General features: G+C 38.3%; 20 protein-coding genes. 1 reads left to right on the top strand and 19 read right to left on the bottom strand.

What is annotated here, in order from left to right:
* Positions 1-4 precede the first annotated feature (4 nt).
* The 17 genes from MKY76_RS02665 to MKY76_RS02585 all read right to left on the bottom strand — a co-directional run bounded on the left by MKY76_RS02665 (position 5) and on the right by MKY76_RS02585 (position 16,880).
* Positions 5-640 carry a YitT family protein gene (locus MKY76_RS02665; RefSeq protein ID WP_009371629.1) on the bottom strand — a complete coding sequence of 212 codons (636 nt, stop codon included), beginning with the start codon at positions 638-640 and terminating at the stop codon, positions 5-7.
* 119 nt (positions 641-759) lie between these two features.
* A complete protein-coding gene (ybaK, locus tag MKY76_RS02660) occupies positions 760-1,254 on the bottom strand; it encodes a Cys-tRNA(Pro) deacylase (RefSeq protein WP_313871063.1) in 495 nt (164 codons plus the stop codon).
* Positions 1,255-1,278: 24 nt separating this feature from the next.
* A complete protein-coding gene (locus MKY76_RS02655) occupies positions 1,279-2,004 on the bottom strand; it encodes a hypothetical protein (protein ID WP_313871062.1) in 726 nt (241 codons plus the stop codon).
* Positions 2,005-2,330: 326 nt separating this feature from the next.
* Entirely contained in the window at positions 2,331-2,984 is a 654-nt protein-coding gene (locus MKY76_RS02650) for a VanZ family protein (protein WP_103117379.1), read from the bottom strand.
* Between the two features lie 45 nt (positions 2,985-3,029).
* Positions 3,030-4,568 carry an acyl-CoA carboxylase subunit beta gene (locus MKY76_RS02645; RefSeq protein ID WP_004225528.1) on the bottom strand — a complete coding sequence of 513 codons (1,539 nt, stop codon included), beginning with the start codon at positions 4,566-4,568 and terminating at the stop codon, positions 3,030-3,032.
* Positions 4,569-4,625: 57 nt separating this feature from the next.
* Positions 4,626-5,408 (bottom strand): enoyl-CoA hydratase, encoded by a 783-nt coding sequence (locus MKY76_RS02640; RefSeq protein ID WP_066037037.1) that lies wholly within the window; start codon positions 5,406-5,408, stop codon positions 4,626-4,628.
* Complete coding sequence (locus tag MKY76_RS02635; RefSeq protein ID WP_342557386.1) at positions 5,405-6,322, bottom strand: hydroxymethylglutaryl-CoA lyase; 918 nt, start codon at positions 6,320-6,322, stop codon at positions 5,405-5,407. Before MKY76_RS02635 ends, MKY76_RS02640 begins: the two co-directional genes overlap by 4 nt.
* Positions 6,323-6,336: 14 nt before the next feature.
* Positions 6,337-6,549: an acetyl-CoA carboxylase biotin carboxyl carrier protein subunit gene (locus tag MKY76_RS02630; RefSeq protein WP_004225532.1), complete on the bottom strand. Its 213-nt coding sequence runs from the start codon at positions 6,547-6,549 to the stop codon at positions 6,337-6,339.
* 66 nt (positions 6,550-6,615) lie between these two features.
* Positions 6,616-7,974 carry an acetyl-CoA carboxylase biotin carboxylase subunit gene (locus MKY76_RS02625; RefSeq protein ID WP_342557385.1) on the bottom strand — a complete coding sequence of 453 codons (1,359 nt, stop codon included), beginning with the start codon at positions 7,972-7,974 and terminating at the stop codon, positions 6,616-6,618.
* Positions 7,975-7,989: 15 nt separating this feature from the next.
* Positions 7,990-9,624: an AMP-binding protein gene (locus MKY76_RS02620; protein WP_342557384.1), complete on the bottom strand. Its 1,635-nt coding sequence runs from the start codon at positions 9,622-9,624 to the stop codon at positions 7,990-7,992.
* A gap of 43 nt (positions 9,625-9,667) precedes the next feature.
* Positions 9,668-10,810: an acyl-CoA dehydrogenase gene (locus MKY76_RS02615; protein ID WP_036078132.1), complete on the bottom strand. Its 1,143-nt coding sequence runs from the start codon at positions 10,808-10,810 to the stop codon at positions 9,668-9,670.
* Between the two features lie 120 nt (positions 10,811-10,930).
* The gene (locus tag MKY76_RS02610) at positions 10,931-11,548 is read right to left on the bottom strand and encodes a TetR/AcrR family transcriptional regulator (RefSeq protein ID WP_036078131.1); all 618 of its coding nucleotides are present in this window, start codon (positions 11,546-11,548) and stop codon (positions 10,931-10,933) included.
* Positions 11,549-11,853: 305 nt separating this feature from the next.
* Positions 11,854-12,906: a membrane protein gene (locus MKY76_RS02605; RefSeq protein ID WP_004225538.1), complete on the bottom strand. Its 1,053-nt coding sequence runs from the start codon at positions 12,904-12,906 to the stop codon at positions 11,854-11,856.
* A gap of 39 nt (positions 12,907-12,945) precedes the next feature.
* Complete coding sequence (menC, locus tag MKY76_RS02600) at positions 12,946-14,052, bottom strand: o-succinylbenzoate synthase (RefSeq protein WP_342557383.1); 1,107 nt, start codon at positions 14,050-14,052, stop codon at positions 12,946-12,948.
* A 1-nt stretch (position 14,053) separates the two neighbouring features.
* On the bottom strand, positions 14,054-14,866 hold the full coding sequence (locus MKY76_RS02595; RefSeq protein ID WP_342557382.1) for a GNAT family N-acetyltransferase: 813 nt from the start codon (positions 14,864-14,866) through the stop codon (positions 14,054-14,056).
* 23 nt (positions 14,867-14,889) lie between these two features.
* The gene (locus MKY76_RS02590) at positions 14,890-16,005 is read right to left on the bottom strand and encodes a M20 peptidase aminoacylase family protein (RefSeq protein ID WP_115674310.1); all 1,116 of its coding nucleotides are present in this window, start codon (positions 16,003-16,005) and stop codon (positions 14,890-14,892) included.
* Between the two features lie 5 nt (positions 16,006-16,010).
* Complete coding sequence (locus MKY76_RS02585; RefSeq protein WP_004225544.1) at positions 16,011-16,880, bottom strand: MurR/RpiR family transcriptional regulator; 870 nt, start codon at positions 16,878-16,880, stop codon at positions 16,011-16,013.
* A gap of 234 nt (positions 16,881-17,114) precedes the next feature.
* Between MKY76_RS02585 and MKY76_RS02580 the strand changes: the two genes are divergently transcribed.
* Positions 17,115-19,304, top strand: coding sequence for a DNA topoisomerase III (locus tag MKY76_RS02580; protein WP_342557381.1), 2,190 nt, complete (start codon positions 17,115-17,117; stop codon positions 19,302-19,304).
* A gap of 235 nt (positions 19,305-19,539) precedes the next feature.
* Here the strand turns inward: MKY76_RS02580 and MKY76_RS02575 are convergent, their stop codons facing one another.
* On the bottom strand, positions 19,540-20,610 hold the full coding sequence (locus MKY76_RS02575; RefSeq protein ID WP_054549091.1) for a glycosyltransferase: 1,071 nt from the start codon (positions 20,608-20,610) through the stop codon (positions 19,540-19,542).
* 156 nt (positions 20,611-20,766) lie between these two features.
* Positions 20,767-21,519: a hypothetical protein gene (locus MKY76_RS02570; RefSeq protein WP_054549090.1), complete on the bottom strand. Its 753-nt coding sequence runs from the start codon at positions 21,517-21,519 to the stop codon at positions 20,767-20,769.
* Position 21,520 lies beyond the last annotated feature (1 nt).

Genomic DNA, 21,520 nt, shown 5'->3' with positions numbered 1-21,520 from the left:
TGGTTTAATAGAATGGCTTCATGCCTTCCATATTTCCAATACATTTCATCAAGATTTTACGACAATACGGTAATGAATATTGCACAATATAGCCTGAGGTTAAGGCGATCAATACCGTCCCTACTCCAACTGGTCCTCCTAGAAGCCAGCCAACAATGGTTACAAGTACTTCAATTCCCATTCTTGCTGTCTTAATAGATCCGCCAAATTTTTCAACAAGTATCATCATTAAGGTATCCCTTGGTCCTGCGCCCATATTCGGTGCAATATACATCCCACAGCCAAAGCTCAAAACAAATAAGCCAATAATAAAATATGTAATTTGTAAGCCATATACATCCGTTGAGGGCAACAGCCAGTTAAATACATCAATGAACGAGCCGATTAGCAGCATATTGAGCCAAGTACCTATCTTTGGCCATTGACGTAATACAATGGATGTTGAAGCAACTATAAAGAGTCCTGTTACAATAGACCATGTGCCGATACTTAACCCAAAATTTTGAAAGAGACCTACATGTAAAACATCCCATGGGCTTGTGCCAACGATTTTTCCCTTTATCGACATCGTGATGCCAAGTGACATCACCATTAAGCCACCAATAAAAAAGGTCCAACGCCACCCCATTATTCTACGCATTCCTTATCCTTCTCTCTATGAATAATATTGCTATTACTTTATCATACTTTCAACCAAAATTAAGCTATAGTGCTTAAACTAAACCGTTTTTCTTACCACATAAAAAACTACCCATTCTCTCACTCATGGGTAGTTGTAATTGAGGCAAGTTGTGCCTTTGTTATATTCTTCAAATCTTCTATTTGTACATGAATTTGCATACCAATTTTCCCAGCACTAACAATTATACTACCTTGTTCTTGAGCAGATATATCGATGACCGTTGGATATAACTTCTTCATCCCTACTGGTGAACATCCACCACGAACATAACCAGTATGGCTAAGTAGATCTTTTACCGCTAACATTTCAATTTTCTTTTCCCCAACTACCTTCGCGGCTGCTTTTAAGTCCAGCTCTTCAGCCACTGGAATAACAAATACAAATAACCTTTGTGCACTTGCTTTTGCTACTAATGTTTTAAATACCCGAGCAACAGGCTGTCCTATTTTCTCAGCTACAGAAACACCATCAACTTGACCGTCCCCTGTTTCATATTCCATCACATCAAAATGAATTTTTTGTTGTTCTAATAAACGAATCGCATTCGTTTTCGCGTGCTTTGCCTTTGCCATGTCAACAATCTCCTATCTACAGCATCAGGCTATCAAAGAGAACATAGAATCCTTGTCTGGACGATAGCCATTTTTCGTCATTTGAACGTGAGCCGCATATCTTTCCGATGCCTGTTTAAATGCTCCTAACTTGAATGCAGTCTCATAGTTCTTACCGAAAATTGTATCTGCAAATGGGTCCAATTTCAATTCCTTCGAGTAACGTTCAGGAACCTTCACTTCAATGATGTCACGTACAAAAGATGGTTCGCTTTCATTTGTGGCAACCTCGTCAACATTTGAATTATTTAACATATGCTGTATTTGAGCATCAACGCTTTGCGCCACACGTAAATCTTGAGGAGAAGGCTCTGCTGATGACAATGCTGCATTACGTACCTGCTCTAAAATGTGCAGTGTGTCACCTAGTTCTGAATCGGATATATTCGAGGGATCAGCGTTATCATTCATTCCTACTTTATAGGTTTGCTCATGTGCCCGTACATTCTTTTCTGTTTGCTGTAAATCTTCCATAATGGCTTTCTGCTGAGGAGTTACTTCTTTTGACTCTTCTTGCTGCTGGTCATACAAATCTTGGTCAGTACGTCCTAATAATAAATTTTCAAGTTCAATCAATAATGGGTTTTTCTTTGGCTGAAAATACATCGCATTTTTTCTATAGGCATCTCCTGCCTCTTTACGCTGAAGTATTTTTTTACGATTATGCTGGGATGAAATTCTTTCTTGTTCCATTAAATTTGATATTTTCATAGTTTTCACCTCGTCCTTCTATCTACATATGCTAATAAGTTAATAGATATGAACATTCTTCCTCACACTCTATCTATACCATTTTAATAGTTTCTGTACACTCATTATCGGAATTTTCACTATTAAATTCAAGCACTAATTACTACTAACCTCCTAAAGAGATACTAATTATTTTCAAAAATAGGTATAAAGAATCTCATCTAATTAATGTTTTCATATTCATTTATTAGCTCCATATCCTTTTCAATAAAATTTATTACCATATACACTGCACAAATAGTGTTAATCAACGTAAAAAAACAGCCCTTCATACTGGACTGCTTTTCTTATTTTTTGGGTCTAATCAATATCCCTTTATAGGCTAAGTAACCAAGCCATGCACCAATTGTATTCAAAATTAAATCATCAATATCCGCAGAACCAACGGTAAAAATAAATTGAACGGTTTCAACAGCAAGACTAGAAATAAAGCCTAAACAAATAATAACCCACGCTTTTCGGAATTTCTTCGATAGCAATGGCAGTAAAAAGCCCATGGGAGTAAAAATTAATAAGTTGCCAAGTAAGTTAACGATTATAATTTCCCAATTAAAATATTGAGAGTAGTTTATATAACGGAGAATCGTTTCGAAGGGAATAAAATTAGTAGTTAATCGCCAGCTACTATAATCAAACAATCCTAAGTCACCTATAGAGTAATCTCCCTTTAATAAAATGACGACTACATCTACTAAGCGATCAATAACCAATTTATAAAAAGCCATAAATGAATAGATACTAAATAAAATCCAACCTGCGATCTTTAGCGGCAAATGATATGTATCAATGACATCCCGATATGGTAATGGGAGCTTGGCATTATTTTGAACATCCGCTATGTTGTTTTTAGACAAGCTTAACACCCACTTCCCTTTTATTCCTTCCCATATTTTAATATGCTCAACTATAGCTTGCAAGTAGCTGAAAAAATTATCATCCAAAAAGGCTGTCTCCTACCAGCAGAGACAGCCTTTTAATAAGTATGTTTAAACTGGGTTTACCCCATGCTTACGTTGTGAGAATAATAAGTATTTTGACATATAAAGTTCTAAGCGATTTTCTAGTACCTTACGCAGCTCATTAGGCTCAATCACATCATCAATGATAAGCTCTGAAGCTAAGCGATACACATCAATTTCCTCTTGATATTCTTTACGTTTCTCGGCAATGAAGCTTGCTTGCTCTTCTTTTGGAAGTTCTGCAATTTTATTGGCATAGACGGCATTGACAGCAGCTTCTGGTCCCATTACGGCAATTTGTGCATTTGATAAGGCAATACAGCAGTCTGGTTCAAACGCAGGGCCAGCCATTGCATATAATCCTGCACCATACGCTTTACGCACAATGACCGTTAGCTTAGGAACAGTTGCCTCACTCATGGCAAAAATCATTTTAGCACCATGACGAATGATTCCTGCTTTTTCTACCTGAGTACCAATCATAAAGCCTGGAACGTCTGCTAGGAATAACAGTGGGATATTGAATGCATCACAAAGTGAAATAAATTTCGCCGCTTTATCAGCAGAATCGTGGAATAGCACGCCTCCCTTAACACGTGGTTGGTTAGCGATGATCCCAACGGATTGTCCATTAATTCGTGCAAGGCCTGTAATTAATTCTGGTGCAAATAATTTCTTAACCTCACAAAACGAATCTTCATCAATAATACGATCAATTAGCTTATACATATCAAATGGTACATTTTGATTTTGAGGAATTAATTCTTCAATAGATTTATCAAATGAAGCTGGTGGTTTAGGAGCCTCTACCTTGCTACGCTCTGCATAGTTATTCGGGAAATATCCTAAATATTTGCGCGCATAAGTAATAGCCTCCTGTTCGGATTTAACAAGCACATCTCCACAACCAGAAACGGAACAGTGCATTTTTGCGCCACCCATTGTTTCTAAATCTACTTTTTCACCAATAACCATTTCGGCCATTCGAGGAGATCCTAAATACATAGAAGCATTCCCTTCTACCATCACCACAATATCGCAAAATGCAGGAATATAGGCGCCACCCGCTGCGGAAGGACCAAATAATAAGCAAATTTGCGGAACTTTTCCTGACAGTTTGACTTGATTGTAGAAAATGCGTCCTGCACCTCGGCGTCCCGGGAACATTTCAAGCTGATCTGTAATACGCGCACCCGCAGAATCCACTAAATAAAGTAATGGACAATTCAACTTTTCAGCGGTTTCTTGAATGCGAATCATTTTTTCAACCGTGCGTTTTCCCCAAGAACCAGCTTTAATCGTTGAATCGTTCGCTAGCACACAAACTGTGCGACCATGGATTTTACCAATACCAGTGATAACGCCATCTGCTGGTAAATCCCCTGCTAAACAGTTCGCATAGAGCCCATCCTCTGATTGAAGACCATCATCCAGTAATAGTTCAAGACGCTCACGTACAAATAGCTTGCCTTGTTGTGCATTTTTGTCATGATATTTTGGTAATCCACCTGCTAAAATTTTATCTTTCATTGTAGGTGGTGTATTTTCTGTCGAGATATTGCTCATGTTTATTTCCTCCCTTTGCCCAATCGATTACACCAAAATTATTTCTTTCTTGGCGTTTTATTTCCCTGAATATTGTGGCGCTCGCTTCTCTTGGAAGGCAAGTAAGCCCTCTAATCGGTCTTCTGTTGGGATCAGTGCACTATATGCAAGTGATTCAATTTTTAACCCGGTAGCTAAATCTACCTCAACACCTTGATTGATCGCAACTTTGGCTTGCACTAGAGAGAGTGGTGCATTTTTTGCCATTTCCAGTGCAAGCTGTTGTGCCTTATCTAATACCTCATGTCCTTCATAAACATACTCGATAATGCCATACTTTTCAGCTTCTTTAGCACTGAGCCTACGTGCTGTATAAATTAATTCCTTTGCTTTACCAAGACCAATTAGACGTGGAAGTCGCTGTGTTCCCCCAGCTCCTGGAATAATACCGAGTGATGTTTCTGTTAAGCCAAGCTTTACATGTGTAGCCGCAATTCGTAAATCACAAGCTAGTGCCAACTCCAAGCCTCCACCAAAGGCAACACCATTTAGGACAGCAATGACAGGCTGTGCAAGCGTTTCAACTTTTGCCACAGTGGCACCAATCAGTTGCACGATCTGCTTCACTTGTCGATCAGACATTCCTTTACGTTCCTTTAAATCAGCACCTGCACAAAATGCCTTTTCGCCTGCACCTGTTAGAAGGACTACACGCACTGCTGGATCACCATTGATTTGATCAAGTGTGTCAGACAGCTCATGCAGTAATTGAACCGACATAGCGTTAGCAGCTTCTGGTCTTGAAAGAGTAATAAGTCCAATACTACCCTCTAGTAATTCAAATCGAACGAGTTGTGTCATCCTTGATTTGCACTCCTTTCATTGCGGACAATAGCCATTTGCTTTGATGCAACCGCTTTGCCTAACTTCTCTTCAATAAAGAGTGCTGCCTCTAGCACCTTTTGTCGATCTACGCCTGTTTCAATGCCCATCTCATCGAATAAATACAATAAATCTTCTGTGGGTACATTACCTGAGGCACCTTTCGCATATGGGCAGCCCCCTAGCCCACCAAGCGCACTATCAAAATTGGTAATACCCATCTCTAAGGACTTCATAATATTGGCTAATGCTGTCCCACGTGTATCATGAAAATGCATGGCAAATTTTTCAGCAGGATACCTTTTTAGCAATTCCTCTAAAAGAAACTCAACCTGCGTCGGTACACCAACACCAATTGTGTCACCAAGCGATATTTCAGTCACACCCATCTCCAATAATTTTTCCGTTACTCGTAATACCTTGTCAGGGTGTATATACCCCTCATAGGGACAACCAATAACCGTTGAGATATAACCTCGAACATGTTTTTTTGCAGCCTGAGCTCCTACTACAACTTCCTCTAATATGGGAAATGTATCTTCTATGGTTTTATTAATATTACTTTGGTTATGGCTTTCGCTAGCAGACATAAAAATACTTACTTCATCTACTTCAGCCTGTAATGCGCGTTCTAAGCCCCTCATATTGGGTACAAGTGCCGCATAGGTAATATCCTTATGTCTTTTAATGGCTTGCAGAACCTCGACTGCATCTGCCAATTGAGGAATCCATTTGGGATGCACAAAAGATGTCACTTCAATATAATTTAATCCTGTTTGACCTAATAAATTTACTAATTGCACTTTATCAGCTGTTGAAATATGCGTTTTTTCATTTTGTAAGCCATCACGGGGACCAACTTCTTTGATTGCGACTTGCTTAGGTAGCTGCATAAACAAGCCTCCTCTTATTCAATTTCTAAAATATCATCATCAACGTTAATGAAGTCTCCCTCATTGGCAATGATTTTCGTCACTACGCCATCCTCTTCTGCTGCAATTGGAATTTCCATTTTCATCGATTCTAAAATAGCTACATCTTGACCTGCTGTCACTTTCTCACCCTCTGTTACGACGATTTTCCATACTGTTCCTGCCATGCTTGCTTTTACTGTTGCCATAATCATTCACTCCTATTTTTTATCATGTATTCGTCCCTCTATAGAAGCACGAATACATGATAATTGTTATTTTGTTTCTGCTAATTGCGGTAAATAATATTGCTCTACAAATTTTGTCGTCGTATAGCCTTTTAAAAATTGCTCATGTGTGACGGTTTTTAACAGCATCGGGATATTCGTTTGAATCCCCTCCACTTTATACGCCTTTAGCGCTTGTGCTAATCTTTCGCAGGCAATTTCTCTTGTTTCCCCCCACACCACCAATTTACTAATCATTGGATCATAGAATGGTGTTACCACTGAACCAGACTCTACACCACACTCATGTCGAATGCCTTCACCTGTCGGTAATTCAAGAGTCGTAATAGTACCTGGAGACGGGAAAAACGTCGAAGGATTTTCAGCGTATATGCGCACTTCAATCGCGTGCCCCTCTTTAGTAATACTTTCTCTAGTAAACGTAAGAGGTTGTTTTGCCGCAATTTTTAATTGCTCTTCTACTAAATCAAGCTTCGTAATTTCCTCGGTAACGGGATGCTCTACCTGTAGTCTTGTATTCATTTCTAAAAAATAAAAGTTTTGATCTTCATCAACCAAGTATTCGATTGTTCCAGCATTGACATAACCAATATGCTTCGCCGCCTTAATTGACGCTTCTAGCATTTTTTCTCTTGTCTCTTGTGAGATAAACGGTGATGGTGCTTCTTCTACTACTTTTTGATTTCTTCGTTGAATAGAGCATTCTCGTTCAAATAATGGAACGACATTACCTTGATGATCAGCAATAATTTGCACTTCGACATGGTGAGGGTTAGCAATGAATCGCTCCATATACATCGTGCCATCACCAAAGAATGATTGTGCACGCTTTTGATTGCCCTCAAAAGCTTTGGCTAGTTCCTCAGCATTTTCAACTAGCTGCATACCGATACCGCCACCGCCTGCCGATGCCTTTAACATAATCGGATAGCCTAAACGCTCCGCTATGGCAGTGGCTTCTTCTACATCCTTCACTGGCGCTTCTACACCCTCTACAATCGGTACACTAGCAGCTTTCATTGTTTTACGAGCCTCTAATTTACTGCCCATTGAAGCGATCACATCAGCACTTGGCCCGATAAACACTAAACCTGCCTCTGTACAACGTTTCGCAAAATTTGCATTCTCTGATAGTAAACCATAGCCAGGATGAATAGCCTCTGCGCCACTTTCTAGTGCAATTTCAAGAATGCGGTCGATGTTTAAATAGCTCTGTGCAACAGGTGGCTTCCCTACACAGAAAGCCTCATCTGCATCTTTCACATGTAAGCTTTCAGCATCTGCCTCTGAATAGATAGCAACCGTATGAATATTTAGGCGCTTGCATGTTCTGATCACACGTCTAGCAATTTCCCCACGATTTGCAATTAATACCTTGTTGAACATATCCACTGCCCCTCCTTACTTTACGGTCATAACGAAATCTTCTCGTAATTTATATTTTTGAACTTTTCCAGATGCAGTCATTGGGTAGTTATCAATAAAGAAAATATGTCGTGGAATTTTATGTCTTGAAATTTTATCCCGACAATAATCTCGGATTTCTTCCGATGTGGCCTGCTCTCCTTCTTTTAAAACAATCCAAGCTGCCGCCTCCTCGCCATAAACAGGATCAGGGACACCTGCAACCTGAACATCTGAAATTTTCGGATGTGTATAAAGGAACTCCTCAATTTCACGAGGATATAGGTTTTCGCCACCACGGATAATCATATCCTTTAAACGACCTGTTACACGGACATAACCTGCTTCATCCATCGTTGCTAAATCACCTGTATGCAACCAACCATCCTCGTCAATCGCCAGATCTGTTTCCTCCTGGTTTTTATAATAGCCCTTCATCACATGATAGCCCCTCGTACATAGCTCTCCCTGTTCATTTGTCGGAGCTTCCTCGGTAGTTCCAGGAACAACAATCTTTACTTCTAGGTTAGGTAAAGCGCGGCCAACCGTCTCCACCTTTAACACTAGCGGGTCATCCGTTCTTGTCTGTGTAATAACAGGTGATGATTCTGTTTGACCGTAGCATATTGTTATATCTTTCATGCCCATCTTCTCAATGACCGCTTTCATAACCTCAATTGGACAGTTTGATCCTGCCATGACTCCTGTACGTAAAGTTGAAAGATCGAAAGATGCAAAATTCGATAAATTCAGTTCACTAATGAACATCGTTGGCACGCCATGTAATGCAGTGCATTTCTCTTGTTGAACGGTTCTAAGTACCTCTTCAGGTGAGAACTCCTGTACTGGTACCATTGTTCCACCACTTGTTGTAATGGCTAATGTTCCTATGACACAACCAAAGCAATGGAAGAATGGGACTGGGATACATAGGCGATCCTCTGCCGTTAAACGCATACATTCTGCAATGTTAACAGCATTGTTGACTAAGTTAAAATGCGTTAGCATGACTCCCTTAGGAAAACCTGTTGTACCAGAAGTATATTGAATATTAATGACATCATCATAATGAAGAGATTGTTCTCTCTGATCTAACTGTTCCTCGGTTACTTGCTCGGCAGCAGTTAAAACATCTGACCAATTAAGTACGCCAGGGTATTTATTTTCACCGATTAAAATAACATTTTTTAATAGAGGTAGTCGCTTTGATTGCAAATTACCTGGTTCACAATGTTCAAGCTCTGGACATAACTCTTGCAGTGTATTGATAAAAGAATGGTCTCGATAATTTTCAATTAGAAAAATCGTTTTAGCATCAGATTGCTTCAACAAATACTCCAACTCACTTGCACGGTAATTCGTATTTACCGTTACAATTGGAGCACCCATCTTCCCTGTACCAAATTGAAGCTGTACCCACTCAGGAACATTCGTCGTCCATACTGCGATATGGTCTCCCTTTTCAATTCCTAGAGCCATTAAACCTCTCGCTACGTATCGTGCTTGACGATTTAGCTGTTCATAAGTCATGCGTAAATTTCTGTCAGCATAGACTAATGCTTCATTTTGCGGGTACTTTTTTGATTGTTCATCTAGCAATTGACCAATTGTTTGATACACAAGTTCTGCCATGAAGATCCCCCTTATTTATGCTATTTAACTTAACTGATGATGATTAACAGCCAATTAGACGAGAAATAACAAGACGTTGAATTTCAGATGTTCCTTCACCGATTTCCATTAATTTAATGTCACGTAAATGACGTTCTACATCATATTCTTTCATATATCCAGAACCACCATGAATTTGGATTGCTTGATTACATGTACGGAAGCCCATTTCAGAAGCAAATAGTTTAGCCATTGCAGCTTCTTTGCCAAATGGCTTCTTTTGATCTTTTAACCATGCCGCTTTATGTACTAACGTACGAGCAAGCTCTATTTCCATCGCCATATCCGCTAATTTAAATTGGATCGCTTGTAGCTTCGAAATAGGTGCACCAAATTGCTCACGTTCCTTCGCGAATTTTAGTGCCTTTTCATAAGCAGCCTGGGCAATTCCAACAGAAAGAGCAGCGATGGAAATACGACCACCATCCAATGTATTTAAAAACTGGCTAAAGCCACGTTTTTCATCCCCTAATAGATTTGTTCTTGGGACACGGACATTTTCTAACACAATTTCACATGTATTGGAGCCACGTACACCCATTTTGTCATAATTACAGTTGATTGTTACGCCTGGTGTGTTTGTTGGCACAATAATAGAAGAAATAATCTTTTTACCATCCTCACGTTTACCTGTTACCGCCGTTACAATAATTTGTCGAGCATATCCTGCATTAGTGATCCAGCATTTCTCTCCGTTAATAATGTAGTCATCACCATCAATAACAGCTGTAGTACGTGTGCCCCCTGCATCTGAACCTGCATTTGGCTCTGTTAAACCGAATGATCCTAATGTCTCACCCTTAGCTAATGGAACTAGCCACTCTTGCTTTTGCTCCTCTGTGCCGAAGTTGTAAATTGGTGAGGCTCCTAAGCTAACAGCAGCTGCATAGCTTAACCCTGTGCCCCCACATGCTCGACCAATCTCCTCTACAGCTAAAGCGTAGGACACCGTATCACCACCTGATCCACCATATTCCTCAGGAAACGGGATACCCAATAAGCCTAGTTCTGCCATTTTCTTGAAGCTCTCTATTCTCATTGTTGATGTCTCATCAACCTCACGAGCATACGGTTTAATCTCCTTCTCAGCAAAATCACGCACCATGTCTCGAATCATTTCTTGCTCTTTTGTTAATTCAAAATTCATCCCTAATCCCCCTATTGTTGAATTTGCCATAGTAAATGTAGCTCAAGAACAATTGCTTACAGCGTAATACCGACTAGTCGGTTTGTAAAAACAAATAATAAAACCAGTGTTTCCTACTGGCTACCCCTTTATTATAAATTGCTTCGCTTCTCCCATGGCTTGTTCTGTCACAATTGCCCGTAATACCATATCGGTAAAAACATCTGTGATTTGCTCCATCGTTAATGGTCCTGATTGCTTAAACCATTTGTACGTCCAGTTAATCATCCCGACAATTGCCATTGTTACAATTGTACAAGGTAATTCGGTACGAAAAACCTTTGCTTCCTGACCCTCTGCTATCACTCTTTGTAAAATATCACGATAGTGATCTCGCTTTTTATGGATGATGTCACTATATTCATCTGAGAGTGAACGACTTTCTTCATAAAAAATCGTAATATGTGCTTGATACATATCAAATACTTGTGTCAGTGTTTGCAGCATGGCACACAAACGTGTGATGGGTGTATCGAATTTGTCATATGCAGCTTGCGATTGTTGAATGACATATGAAATAAAGACATCATGAATTTCATACAACAGTTCATCTTTTGATTTAAAATTATGATAAAATCCACCCTTTGATGCCCCAATATATTCCACAATACGATCCACGGTTACATTGTGATAACCATCTTGTTGAAACAATTCAACTGAAGCGTCTACAATTCTTTGTTTTAACGTTTTCTTTACCATAGGCCCTATCATCCTTCATCTAGCTCTATACTTCATCACTCCTTATAATCAGGAAAAACCATTAAACCCATAAAGTATTCTATTTTTTCCTAATTATAAAAATACTATGACAATACAAATATAACATTCTCAAAAATTGGTGTCTAGCACCGAATAGCTTTTTTCTATAGTTTCGAGCATAATTTTTACTTAAAACAGCATGGATAGATTTCGCAAACACAAATTAACTGTATGATATATATCTTGCTTTCATCACAAAAAAACAAAAAAATTTCCCTTACGTTCACAAAAGGGAAATTTTTACTTTATAAAGTTTTTGGTAGTTTACGTAGCCACGAAATAATAACAGCAACAATTAAGGCGAAACCTAAGTAGCCCATTGTTGAATAGACTTTACCAACTAATGTAGTAAATCCTACTAGGCTTGCAGCAAAACCTATTAATCCTATAACTACAATAGCTACTTTAAAATATTGATGGTCTGGCGCAATAAATCGAACTGTAAATGAATAGAACATCCCCACCGCAGTATTGTACATCATGCCTAATAAAGCAATAGACATTAAGACACCTACTATAGGGTGAATTTGTTTTGCTAATTCTAATGTTGGCATTGCTACTCCATCAATAACATTTATTTTAGCAAACATGGCTATATTGATTAATACAATTAAGATACCAAGCATTAAACCGCCAAGTAGTCCACCTCTGCCAGCAACTTTGCGGTCCTTTACTGTTCCACCCATTACAATTAACATTGCTGCACCAGCAGCGATATTATAGGAAACATAAAGTAACGCTCCCATTAACCAATTAGATGCTGCAGATGATTGTGCTTTCGCTAAAGTATTTTGCTCTGCAATAGATATATCCATCGTAAAGATAGAATAAATCAAAATAATAAAAATGATACCCATTAAATAAGGGGTAACCAATGCTATTAAATTAATAATATTATTAACATTTAATAGTAAGGTTAGTATAGTTATAACAACCATAAAAATACTACCAACTACTGGATTGATGCCAAACATCTGATGAAATGTTGAGCCTGATCCAGCAAACATGACAACAGCAACGCCAAATAAGAAAAACGTGATAACGATATCTAAAATAATGCCAACATATCGCCCTCCTATATGATAGATCACCTCTTTATGTGATGTTGTTTGTAAATCTGTTCCTAATTGAGCTAAACTCATTCCTAAAAATGCGAAGGCAAGGGTAGCAACAATGGCACCTACCATACTGTACAAGCCAAAGCTAGTAAAGTACTGCATTATTTCCTGACCCGATGCAAACCCTGCTCCAACAATTAAGCCTACAAATGCTCCACCTATCTGCCAACTTTTTTTCATAGCCCACCTACTATTCTAATATAAGAAATTTAAGTCTATTTATTGATATGTTTTCTGTGCGACTGTGAAGGAATTAACCGTTTCCCTATTTATTTCATAACCAATTCCTACTTGTTGTGGTACTTCAATATAACCATCTTTTACAACTACTTCTGGTTCGATAATATCCTTTTCCCAATATCGATTAGAGCCAGCAGTATCTCCCGGTAATATAAAATTTGACAAAGTTGTTAAGGCTACATTGTGCGCACGACCAATACCAGATTCCAACATGCCGCCGCACCATACTGGGATGTTATGTGTCTCACAATAATCATGTATTTTTTTTGCTTCTGTTAGGCCACCAACACGACCAATTTTTATGTTTATAATTTTGGTGCTCCCTAGTTCTATAGCCTTTCGTGCATCTTCTAACGAATGGATACTTTCGTCCAAACAAATTGGTGTTTCCATTAATTTTTGTAATGAAGCATGGTCGATAATGTCATCTGAAGCCAATGGTTGCTCAATCATTGTTAAGTTAAATGCATCAAGTTGTTTCAATGTCTCAGTATCCTCTAGACGATAGGCTGAATTGGCATCCGCCATAAAGGCTACATCAGGAAATGTTTCCCTTAATGTACGCATAACCTCTATATCCCAGCCCGGTTTTATTTTGATTTTCATGCGCTTATAGCCTTCCTTTACATAGCCGTGAACTAATGTAACTAACTCCTCGATTGAATTTTGTATGCCGATACTAATACCTACTTCAATTTTATCCTTTTTACCACCAAGTGCTGTTGCTAGAGATTGGCCAGTTTGCTGTGCATATATATCCCAAATAGCTCCTTCTATCGTCGATTTCGCCATATTATTTTTGCGAATCGGCTCAAATAATTGACTCACTTCATCGGGGTGATGAATCTCTTTATTTAAAATAAGAGGAATGAGGAAGTCTTCAAGCATATGCCAGTTTGTTTGAAGTGTTTCTTCATTGTACCAAGGTGAATGAAAGGCAACTGATTCTCCCCAACCAATTAAGCCTGTCTCATCTTTTGCCTCGAGGACTAAAAAGTCCCTCTCATCAAACGTGCCAAAGCTTGTTGTAAACGGTGCTTTTAATTTCATCTTCAATTGTCGTATTGTGATTTCTGTAATTTTCATATTAAAATGCTCCTTCCAAATTTAAAGCTGCTTTTTTCACTAAAACATATTCGTTATAGCATTCTCGTTGTTGCAGTGAAATTGCTACATACCCTGCTGAAAATAGTTGCTTTAGTATAGTTCTTGTTTTGAAACGCCAATCCAATGCTAAGCTAGGATTTTGTGCTTTTAAGGCTTGAAAGTCCTTAGGAACAGGTAGCGTATACAACTCTTCTACAAATTCAAAATTTTCAGTCATTTTTAAACATAATAAGCCCTGCTTTGTAAGTTCACAGCTTGCCACTGGTTTTGCATCCGCTACTTCTATTGTAATGTCGTTCACCACATAATCTGAAGTTAAATGCCAGCTCACCTCAAATCGATCAGAGGGTAGCCCTTTATTGAAACCATCCTGCATTTCACCGTAGCAATTTTCTATATAGGTATAGCAAATACCCTTTAATTTAGATAAATTAAGATAAGCATTTCGGGTTTCAAGAGGGTCAAATGTCCATACCATTAAGTCATAGCCACGTTCAATAGCAATAGCTCGCTGTTCGTACTTTAACTTTTCTCCTATGCCTAGTGATCGATATTTTTCATCAATCCCTAGCATATGAGAGCATAGATAGCTTTTTCCTTCTCGAAAACCCGCAAAACCATAACTAAATCCGACTAATTTATCTTCTTGATAGGCACCTACAACGATGCCCCCATTTTTCACTGCTGTCAGCGTTTGATGGAGAGGAATAGCAGACATTCCCCATACATTCAACTCTAATTGCTGAACCTGCTCAAGTTGTTCTATTGTTTTGATTTCTCTTATCTCTATCATAGCTATCTCTTCTTTCTATATCTTTATAATGCTCTCAAAATAGCCCTTGTAATAATATTTACTCCTACTAACAGCCGGTCTTGATTAAAGGTCATTTGCGGATGATGTAAGCCAGGAGTAACCCCACAGCCTAATCCAAGCATTGTAGCTTTAAGCTTCGGACGTTCATAGGTATAAAAATGAAAATCCTCCCCTCCTGGTGTAACAACTGATGGAGCGCAAGCCTTTTCCCCAACTACATCAATAATAGCTGCCTTCATATGTTGTAAGGCTTCATCATTCACCAATGCTGCCACTATATGAGCATCTACCTGTAAGGTAATCTTGGCACCATACATCGCTTCAACAGAGGCTTTTACACGCTCCACCCCCTCTGTGATTACCTGCATCACTTCATTTGTTTGGGCCCTTGCATCAATGCTAAAGGTTGCTTTACCAGGAATAATATTTGTAGAGGTGCCTCCCGCATTAAACTGTGTCATTTTGACAGAGGCAGAGATAGTTGGATCAGTCCAAATTTTTTGAAGACCTTCGACAATAGCTGCTCCAACCTCAATTGCATTAACGCCAAGTTCTGGTCTTGAGCCATGTGCCTCTTCCCCAATAATGGTCCCTGTAAAAAGCTTTGCTGCTCCGTGGTATAACGCTGGCGCATATGACCCATCCTGTAATTCCTTTAATGGGCGAACATGAACACCAAATAAATAATCTAAATCATCTATAATACCTTTTTCGACAAATGCACGTGCTCCTTGGGCCTTTTCCTCAGCAGGCTGAAATAGTATGCGTACAGCACCTGACAGTAAATGCTCCATGTCCTTTAACAGCAATGCAGTTCCAATAGCCATCGTCATATGACCATCATGTCCACAAGAATGGTTAGCTTGAAAGACACCATTAACCTCCTGCCAAAGTGCATCTATATCAGTGCGGAACCCTACTCTAGGTGTTCCCTCCCCTATATCAACATAAAGTCCTGTCATATCTTCAAAAAGGTGTGGCTCCATTTGGGCCTCTCTTAATAAATTTGCTATATATTGAGTTGTATTGTGCTCTTGCCAACTAACTTCTGGATGTTCATGTAAATGTTTAAAAATATCTGTAAGAAGTGGCTGTAACTCTTGTAAAATTTGGTTCATATTAGTCAACTCCATCGGTTTGCTAAAAAGCTATTTTGAAAATCGTCATATTTTACGCGCTGATTTTCATAATAGTCATGATCTTGAGCAGTCATTCCTGCTATTAGTGTATTTAAAAATGCTATGAGTGCTGGCATAGCATCAATTGTTGAAACTTCTTGTTGTTGTTCATTCACAAAGGTGATAGTTGCATATTGAGTAATAGGTGCAATTTGAGAATCGGTTATGCCAATAATCTCACATTTTTTTTCTTGTAATTCGGCTGCAAATTGGATCGGCTCTTTAAAGTAACGGTGGAATGATAAAATAATTACTACACTATTTTCATCAATCTCTTGAATAGCACGTATGACCTCACTTGTTTCAAAATTTAATAAAACAACATTCGGTCGCAAAAGATTTAATGTAAAATGAAGCCACTGTGCAGCTAAATGGGAAGAGCCATTCCCTGCAATATATATTTTTTTCTTCTCATGGAGCAATACTGAAGCTCGATTAAAGTCTTCCTCGTTAATGTTTTTAGCCATATTTAAAATGCGAGATGCATCCTTTTCCATCGTCTTTACATAAAAACGTGGATTTTCAAAAAGAGCTTGCTTCGATTGCAAATAATTCTGCAAACTACTTGCATTCCCTTCATTAAATAAATGCATGGTTACCTGACGTTGCAATTGTGCATAACCAGATAAGCCTAATGCGTAACAAAAACGGATAACTGTCGTTTCACTTACTCCGGCCTTTTCCCCTACATATGAAGCAGAGTGGATTCCTACTGTCTGTAAATTTTTTAATATGAATGTAGCTACCTTTTGTTGACTTTTAGACAACTCTTGATATTTCTCTTGAATCATTTGCTGAATTGTTTGATCTCTCATAAAAGAAGCTCATCCTTTTTTTATTTATACTATGAAGCCATTACTTCATTTTCATGTACACTAGACTAACATAATAATTTTCAGAATTCAATATTTTTTCTGAAATTTATACTTTCTTAACTGTTACCTGCCTAAATCATCCTCCGACATTTAATAAATTCGCTTCAGTTAAACTGCGAACCCACTCAACCTATGCTATATTTAAAACCATGGAACTATGAAAGGGTGTTAACAATGGCAAAGAGCGTAGTAATTGCTGAAAAACCTTCTGTAGCACGTGATATTGCACGTGTGCTGAAGTGTAATAAAAAAGGAAATGGCTTCCTTGAAGGAGATAAATATATTGTGACTTGGGCGCTTGGACATCTTGTAACACTGGCTGACCCAGAAAGCTATGATGTGAAATATAAAACATGGAATCTTGAAGATCTCCCCATGTTACCTGAACGCTTAAAATTAACGGTTATAAAGCAAACTGGAAAGCAATTTAATGCAGTCAAAAGTCAGCTTACACGTAATGATGTTAATGAAATCATCATTGCTACAGATGCTGGACGTGAAGGTGAATTAGTAGCACGCTGGATACTTGATAAAGTGAAAATTAAAAAGCCTTTGAAACGCTTATGGATTTCCTCTGTTACAGATAAGGCAATAAAAGATGGGTTTGCCAATCTAAAGCCAGGCAATGCATATGATAATCTCTATGCCTCTGCTGTAGCTCGCTCAGAGGCAGATTGGTATATCGGGCTTAATGCTACTCGTGCTTTAACTACCCGCTTTAACGCACAGTTGAATTGCGGACGTGTACAAACACCAACAGTAGCAATAATTGCTGCACGTGAAGATGAAATTAAAAACTTTAAGGCACAAACTTATTATGGTATTGAAGCGCAAACAACTGATAACTTAAAGCTTACATGGCAAGACCAAAATGGTAATAGTCGTAGCTTTGATAAAGATACAATCAATACACTGGTGAAAAAAATAGGAAATAACAATGCCATCGTTGCGGACATTGAAAAGAAACCTAAAAAATCATTTGCACCTGGTCTTTATGATTTAACTGAATTGCAGCGAGATGCCAATAAAATCTTCGGCTACTCAGCGAAAGAAACATTGAATATCATGCAAAAACTCTATGAGCAACATAAAGTGTTAACTTATCCACGTACGGATTCTCGCTTTATTTCACAGGATATCGTTGCTACACTACCAGAACGCTTAAAGGCCTGTGGTATTGGTGAATATCGCTCCATCGCCAATAAACTGCTTACTAAACCAATCAAGCCAACAAAGGCCTTTGTCGATGATAGTAAAGTATCAGATCATCATGCGATTATTCCAACAGAGGGCTATGTAAATTATTCAGCTTTCACAGATAAGGAACGTAAAATTTATGATCTTGTTGTAAAGCGTTTCCTAGCTGTTCTACTGCCTGCTTTTGAATATGAACAACTAACACTGCGTGCAAAAATTGGCGATGAAAGCTTTATTGCTCGTGGAAAAACGATTTTATCATCTGGCTGGAAGGAAGTTTATGAGCATCGCTTTGATGATGAGGACACAGCAGATGACGTAAAGGAACAAATACTACCACGCATTGATAAGGGCGATATGTTAAAAGTAAAGCTTATTGCCCAAACTTCTGGTCAAACAAAGCCACCTGCTCGATTTAATGAAGCTACTCTTTTATCAGCCATGGAAAACCCAACAAAATATATGGCAACGAATGATAAAAAATTAGCCGACACATTAAAATCTACGGGTGGTCTTGGCACAGTCGCTACACGTGCAGATATTATTGAAAAGCTTTTCAATTCATTCTTAATAGAAAAACGTGGTGGCAAAGATATTTATATTACCTCTAAAGGTCGTCAACTACTCGACCTAGTGCCAGAGGAATTAAAATCTCCTGCCCTGACAGCAGATTGGGAGCAAAAGCTTGAACTTATTGCAAAGGGCAAGCTAAAAAAAGATGTATTTATTAGCGAGATGAAAAATTACACAAAGGAAATTGTTACAGAGATTAAGGGTAGTGACAAAAAGTATAAGCATGATAATATCTCTACCAAATCATGTCCTGATTGCGGTAAACCAATGCTTGAAGTGAATGGCAAGAAAGGAAAAATGCTTGTCTGCCAAGATCGCGAATGTGGTCATCGGAAAAATGTCTCACGTACCACAAATGCACGTTGTCCACAATGTCATAAAAAATTAGAGCTTCGCGGAGAAGGCGATGGTCAAATTTTTGTTTGTAAATGTGGCTATCGTGAAAAATTATCAGCCTTTGAAGCAAGACGTAAAAAAGAAGGCGGAGGCAAGGTCGACAAGCGCTCCGTACAAAAGTACTTAAAGCAGCAAAACAACGAGGAGCCTGTGAACAATGCACTTGCTGAAGCATTGAAGGGGTTAAAGTTCGATTAATTAAAAGGGCAAATTCACTCTATATGTGAATTTGCTCTTTTATTATGCATACTCACCCCATCTAAACATATCTTGAATTGACTGAATATTCTATATCGAGGGAGGTTTTTAATGGAAGCAAAAAATTTTAGGCCACGTAATGTAATTTTTATGACGGTTGTTGTAGGTGTCTCTGTGTTAATTGGCCAAGCTATTTATGTCTTGTTTATTGATGTACCTTTTCCATAAGAAAGATTTATATCTTTAATTGACTAAGTAAATATTTCCCATTATTGATTATTTCCTGATGATTCGGTTTCCATTTTTGTGCCTCTAGATTATGCTGATAGGCATTTTCAAATAACCGTAACTCCCTGTATAAAAGGCTTAATTGTAAATGAGGAATCCATGTTGAATAAGCACGCTTTTGGATAGTCATTGTATCGGCAGGAGCTTGTTGCAAGGCTTGAGAATACCAGTAAATAGCCTCTTTATGTTTTAATTGCTCCATAAAAAATTGGCCCATTCGGCAACATGCTTCTGGCTTTGGTCGATCATATAAGAAAGATTGCAAAACAGCTTGCTGTGCTTGTTGATCATCATGTAAACGTCGATAGCATTCCCCTACATGTAAACAAGCCTCAATGCGATTATCTGTAGTGCCTAAGTTGCTATCCAAAAATAGGTTGTATTGATTAATAGCTTCTAGGTAACGGTGATGCAATTTTAGTTCATTGGCATAATGAAATTTCTCAATTGCTGAAAGAGAATGTCCATTCTTTATTAATCCCTCATAAATATTTATATTGCGATGAATATCTTTCGTTAACGGTAAATGTGTGACAGCTATATCACTATGAAAGAGCTGCCCTGACACCTTTAAATTCTCATGAACAGCACCCTCCCATTGAAAATGATTCGCCCTTTTTACTAGACGAAACTTTCGTTCACTACACTCCACTTCCCCATCACAATCAAGCGTCAAATAATAATCCATTGTTACAGCATCAATAGAAGGAAATAATGTTTGCTTTAGTTGGCTGAACTTGTGCTGATTTTCCTTTGTCATAATATCATCAGCATCAAGCCATAAAATATAGTCTTTTGTTGCCTGCTGAAATGAAAAATTTCGTGCTTTGGCAAAATGATTACACCAGGAAAAGTCATAAATTCGAGAGGTAAAATTTTGAACAATCTCTTTTGTACGATCAGTTGAACCAGTATCAATAATATTAATCTCATCCACGAGGTGCTGAACCGAATCTAAGCATCTTTCAATCGTACATTGTGCATTTCTAACAATCATACATAAACTAATCGTTAACATCTGTCCCCTCCTTAGCAATGGTTTAATTTATGCTAATGTAGTATTTTATCGAAAAAATTTTTCGATTATCACCTAACTCTGTAAATTTATAATGTAAAACAAAAAAGACGAACGCGATTTACGTTCGTTTTTTCTAGCAATTGAAATCCTATTGAATCAAGATAAATATTGCTCACGCCATGTTAATTGTTCTTTGTCTGTAAGCTGTTGCTCTAAATGATGATCCCATTGATTGAGTAATGTATTCCATACTCGTACAAATACTATATCCTGTTCCTTATCATAAAGAACAAACTCTAAACATGGGCTATCATTAATTTGTTGAGCTTCTGTTTGAACAATTTTTGCGATGACTTTCTGAGAGCTACCTTCCTCTTCTTGATCCGCTTCCTGCAAAGCTGCAATCACCATGGACTCCTCAAATTGTTCCTGTTGTTCTGCCTCTTTGTCAATATAACGATAAAGCTCTGGCAATTCATCATATTCATCATTCCTCGTATCGATAGTAAGAAACGATTGATGGCAAGGACTAAAGTAAAGCGTAGAGGTTTCTTTCTCTAGTTCTTCTTCAAAAATACCTCTTTCTAGCTGCCTCTGTCCTTTTTCAGTTAGCCTATAGAAATCATCTTCATTCCTCACAAGGTTTACTCGAATCATTAAAGAAACCAAGTCTTCAATAAATAACGGGTCTACAAGCAATAACTCGCTCAATTCCTGTGCGTTGCTAAAATCCGCCTCTTGAATACTAAGCAGAAGCATTGTCATTAAGACATCCATTGTTGAACGACGAACAGGCTCATAGGTCACATCAACTGTTCGAATGGGAATACACCATTCAGCCGTTTTGACAATCTTAATATTACGATTCTGCTGAAGCTCACGCATTAGTCGTTGTTGTAATTTTGACAAT

Origin of the sequence: Lysinibacillus sp. FSL P4-0201, from assembly GCF_038593425.1 — a bacterium.
GTDB lineage: Bacteria > Bacillota > Bacilli > Bacillales_A > Planococcaceae > Lysinibacillus > Lysinibacillus capsici.
Note: the sequence above shows the minus strand (reverse complement) of the source record. Positions and strands in the feature narration are given on the sequence as shown.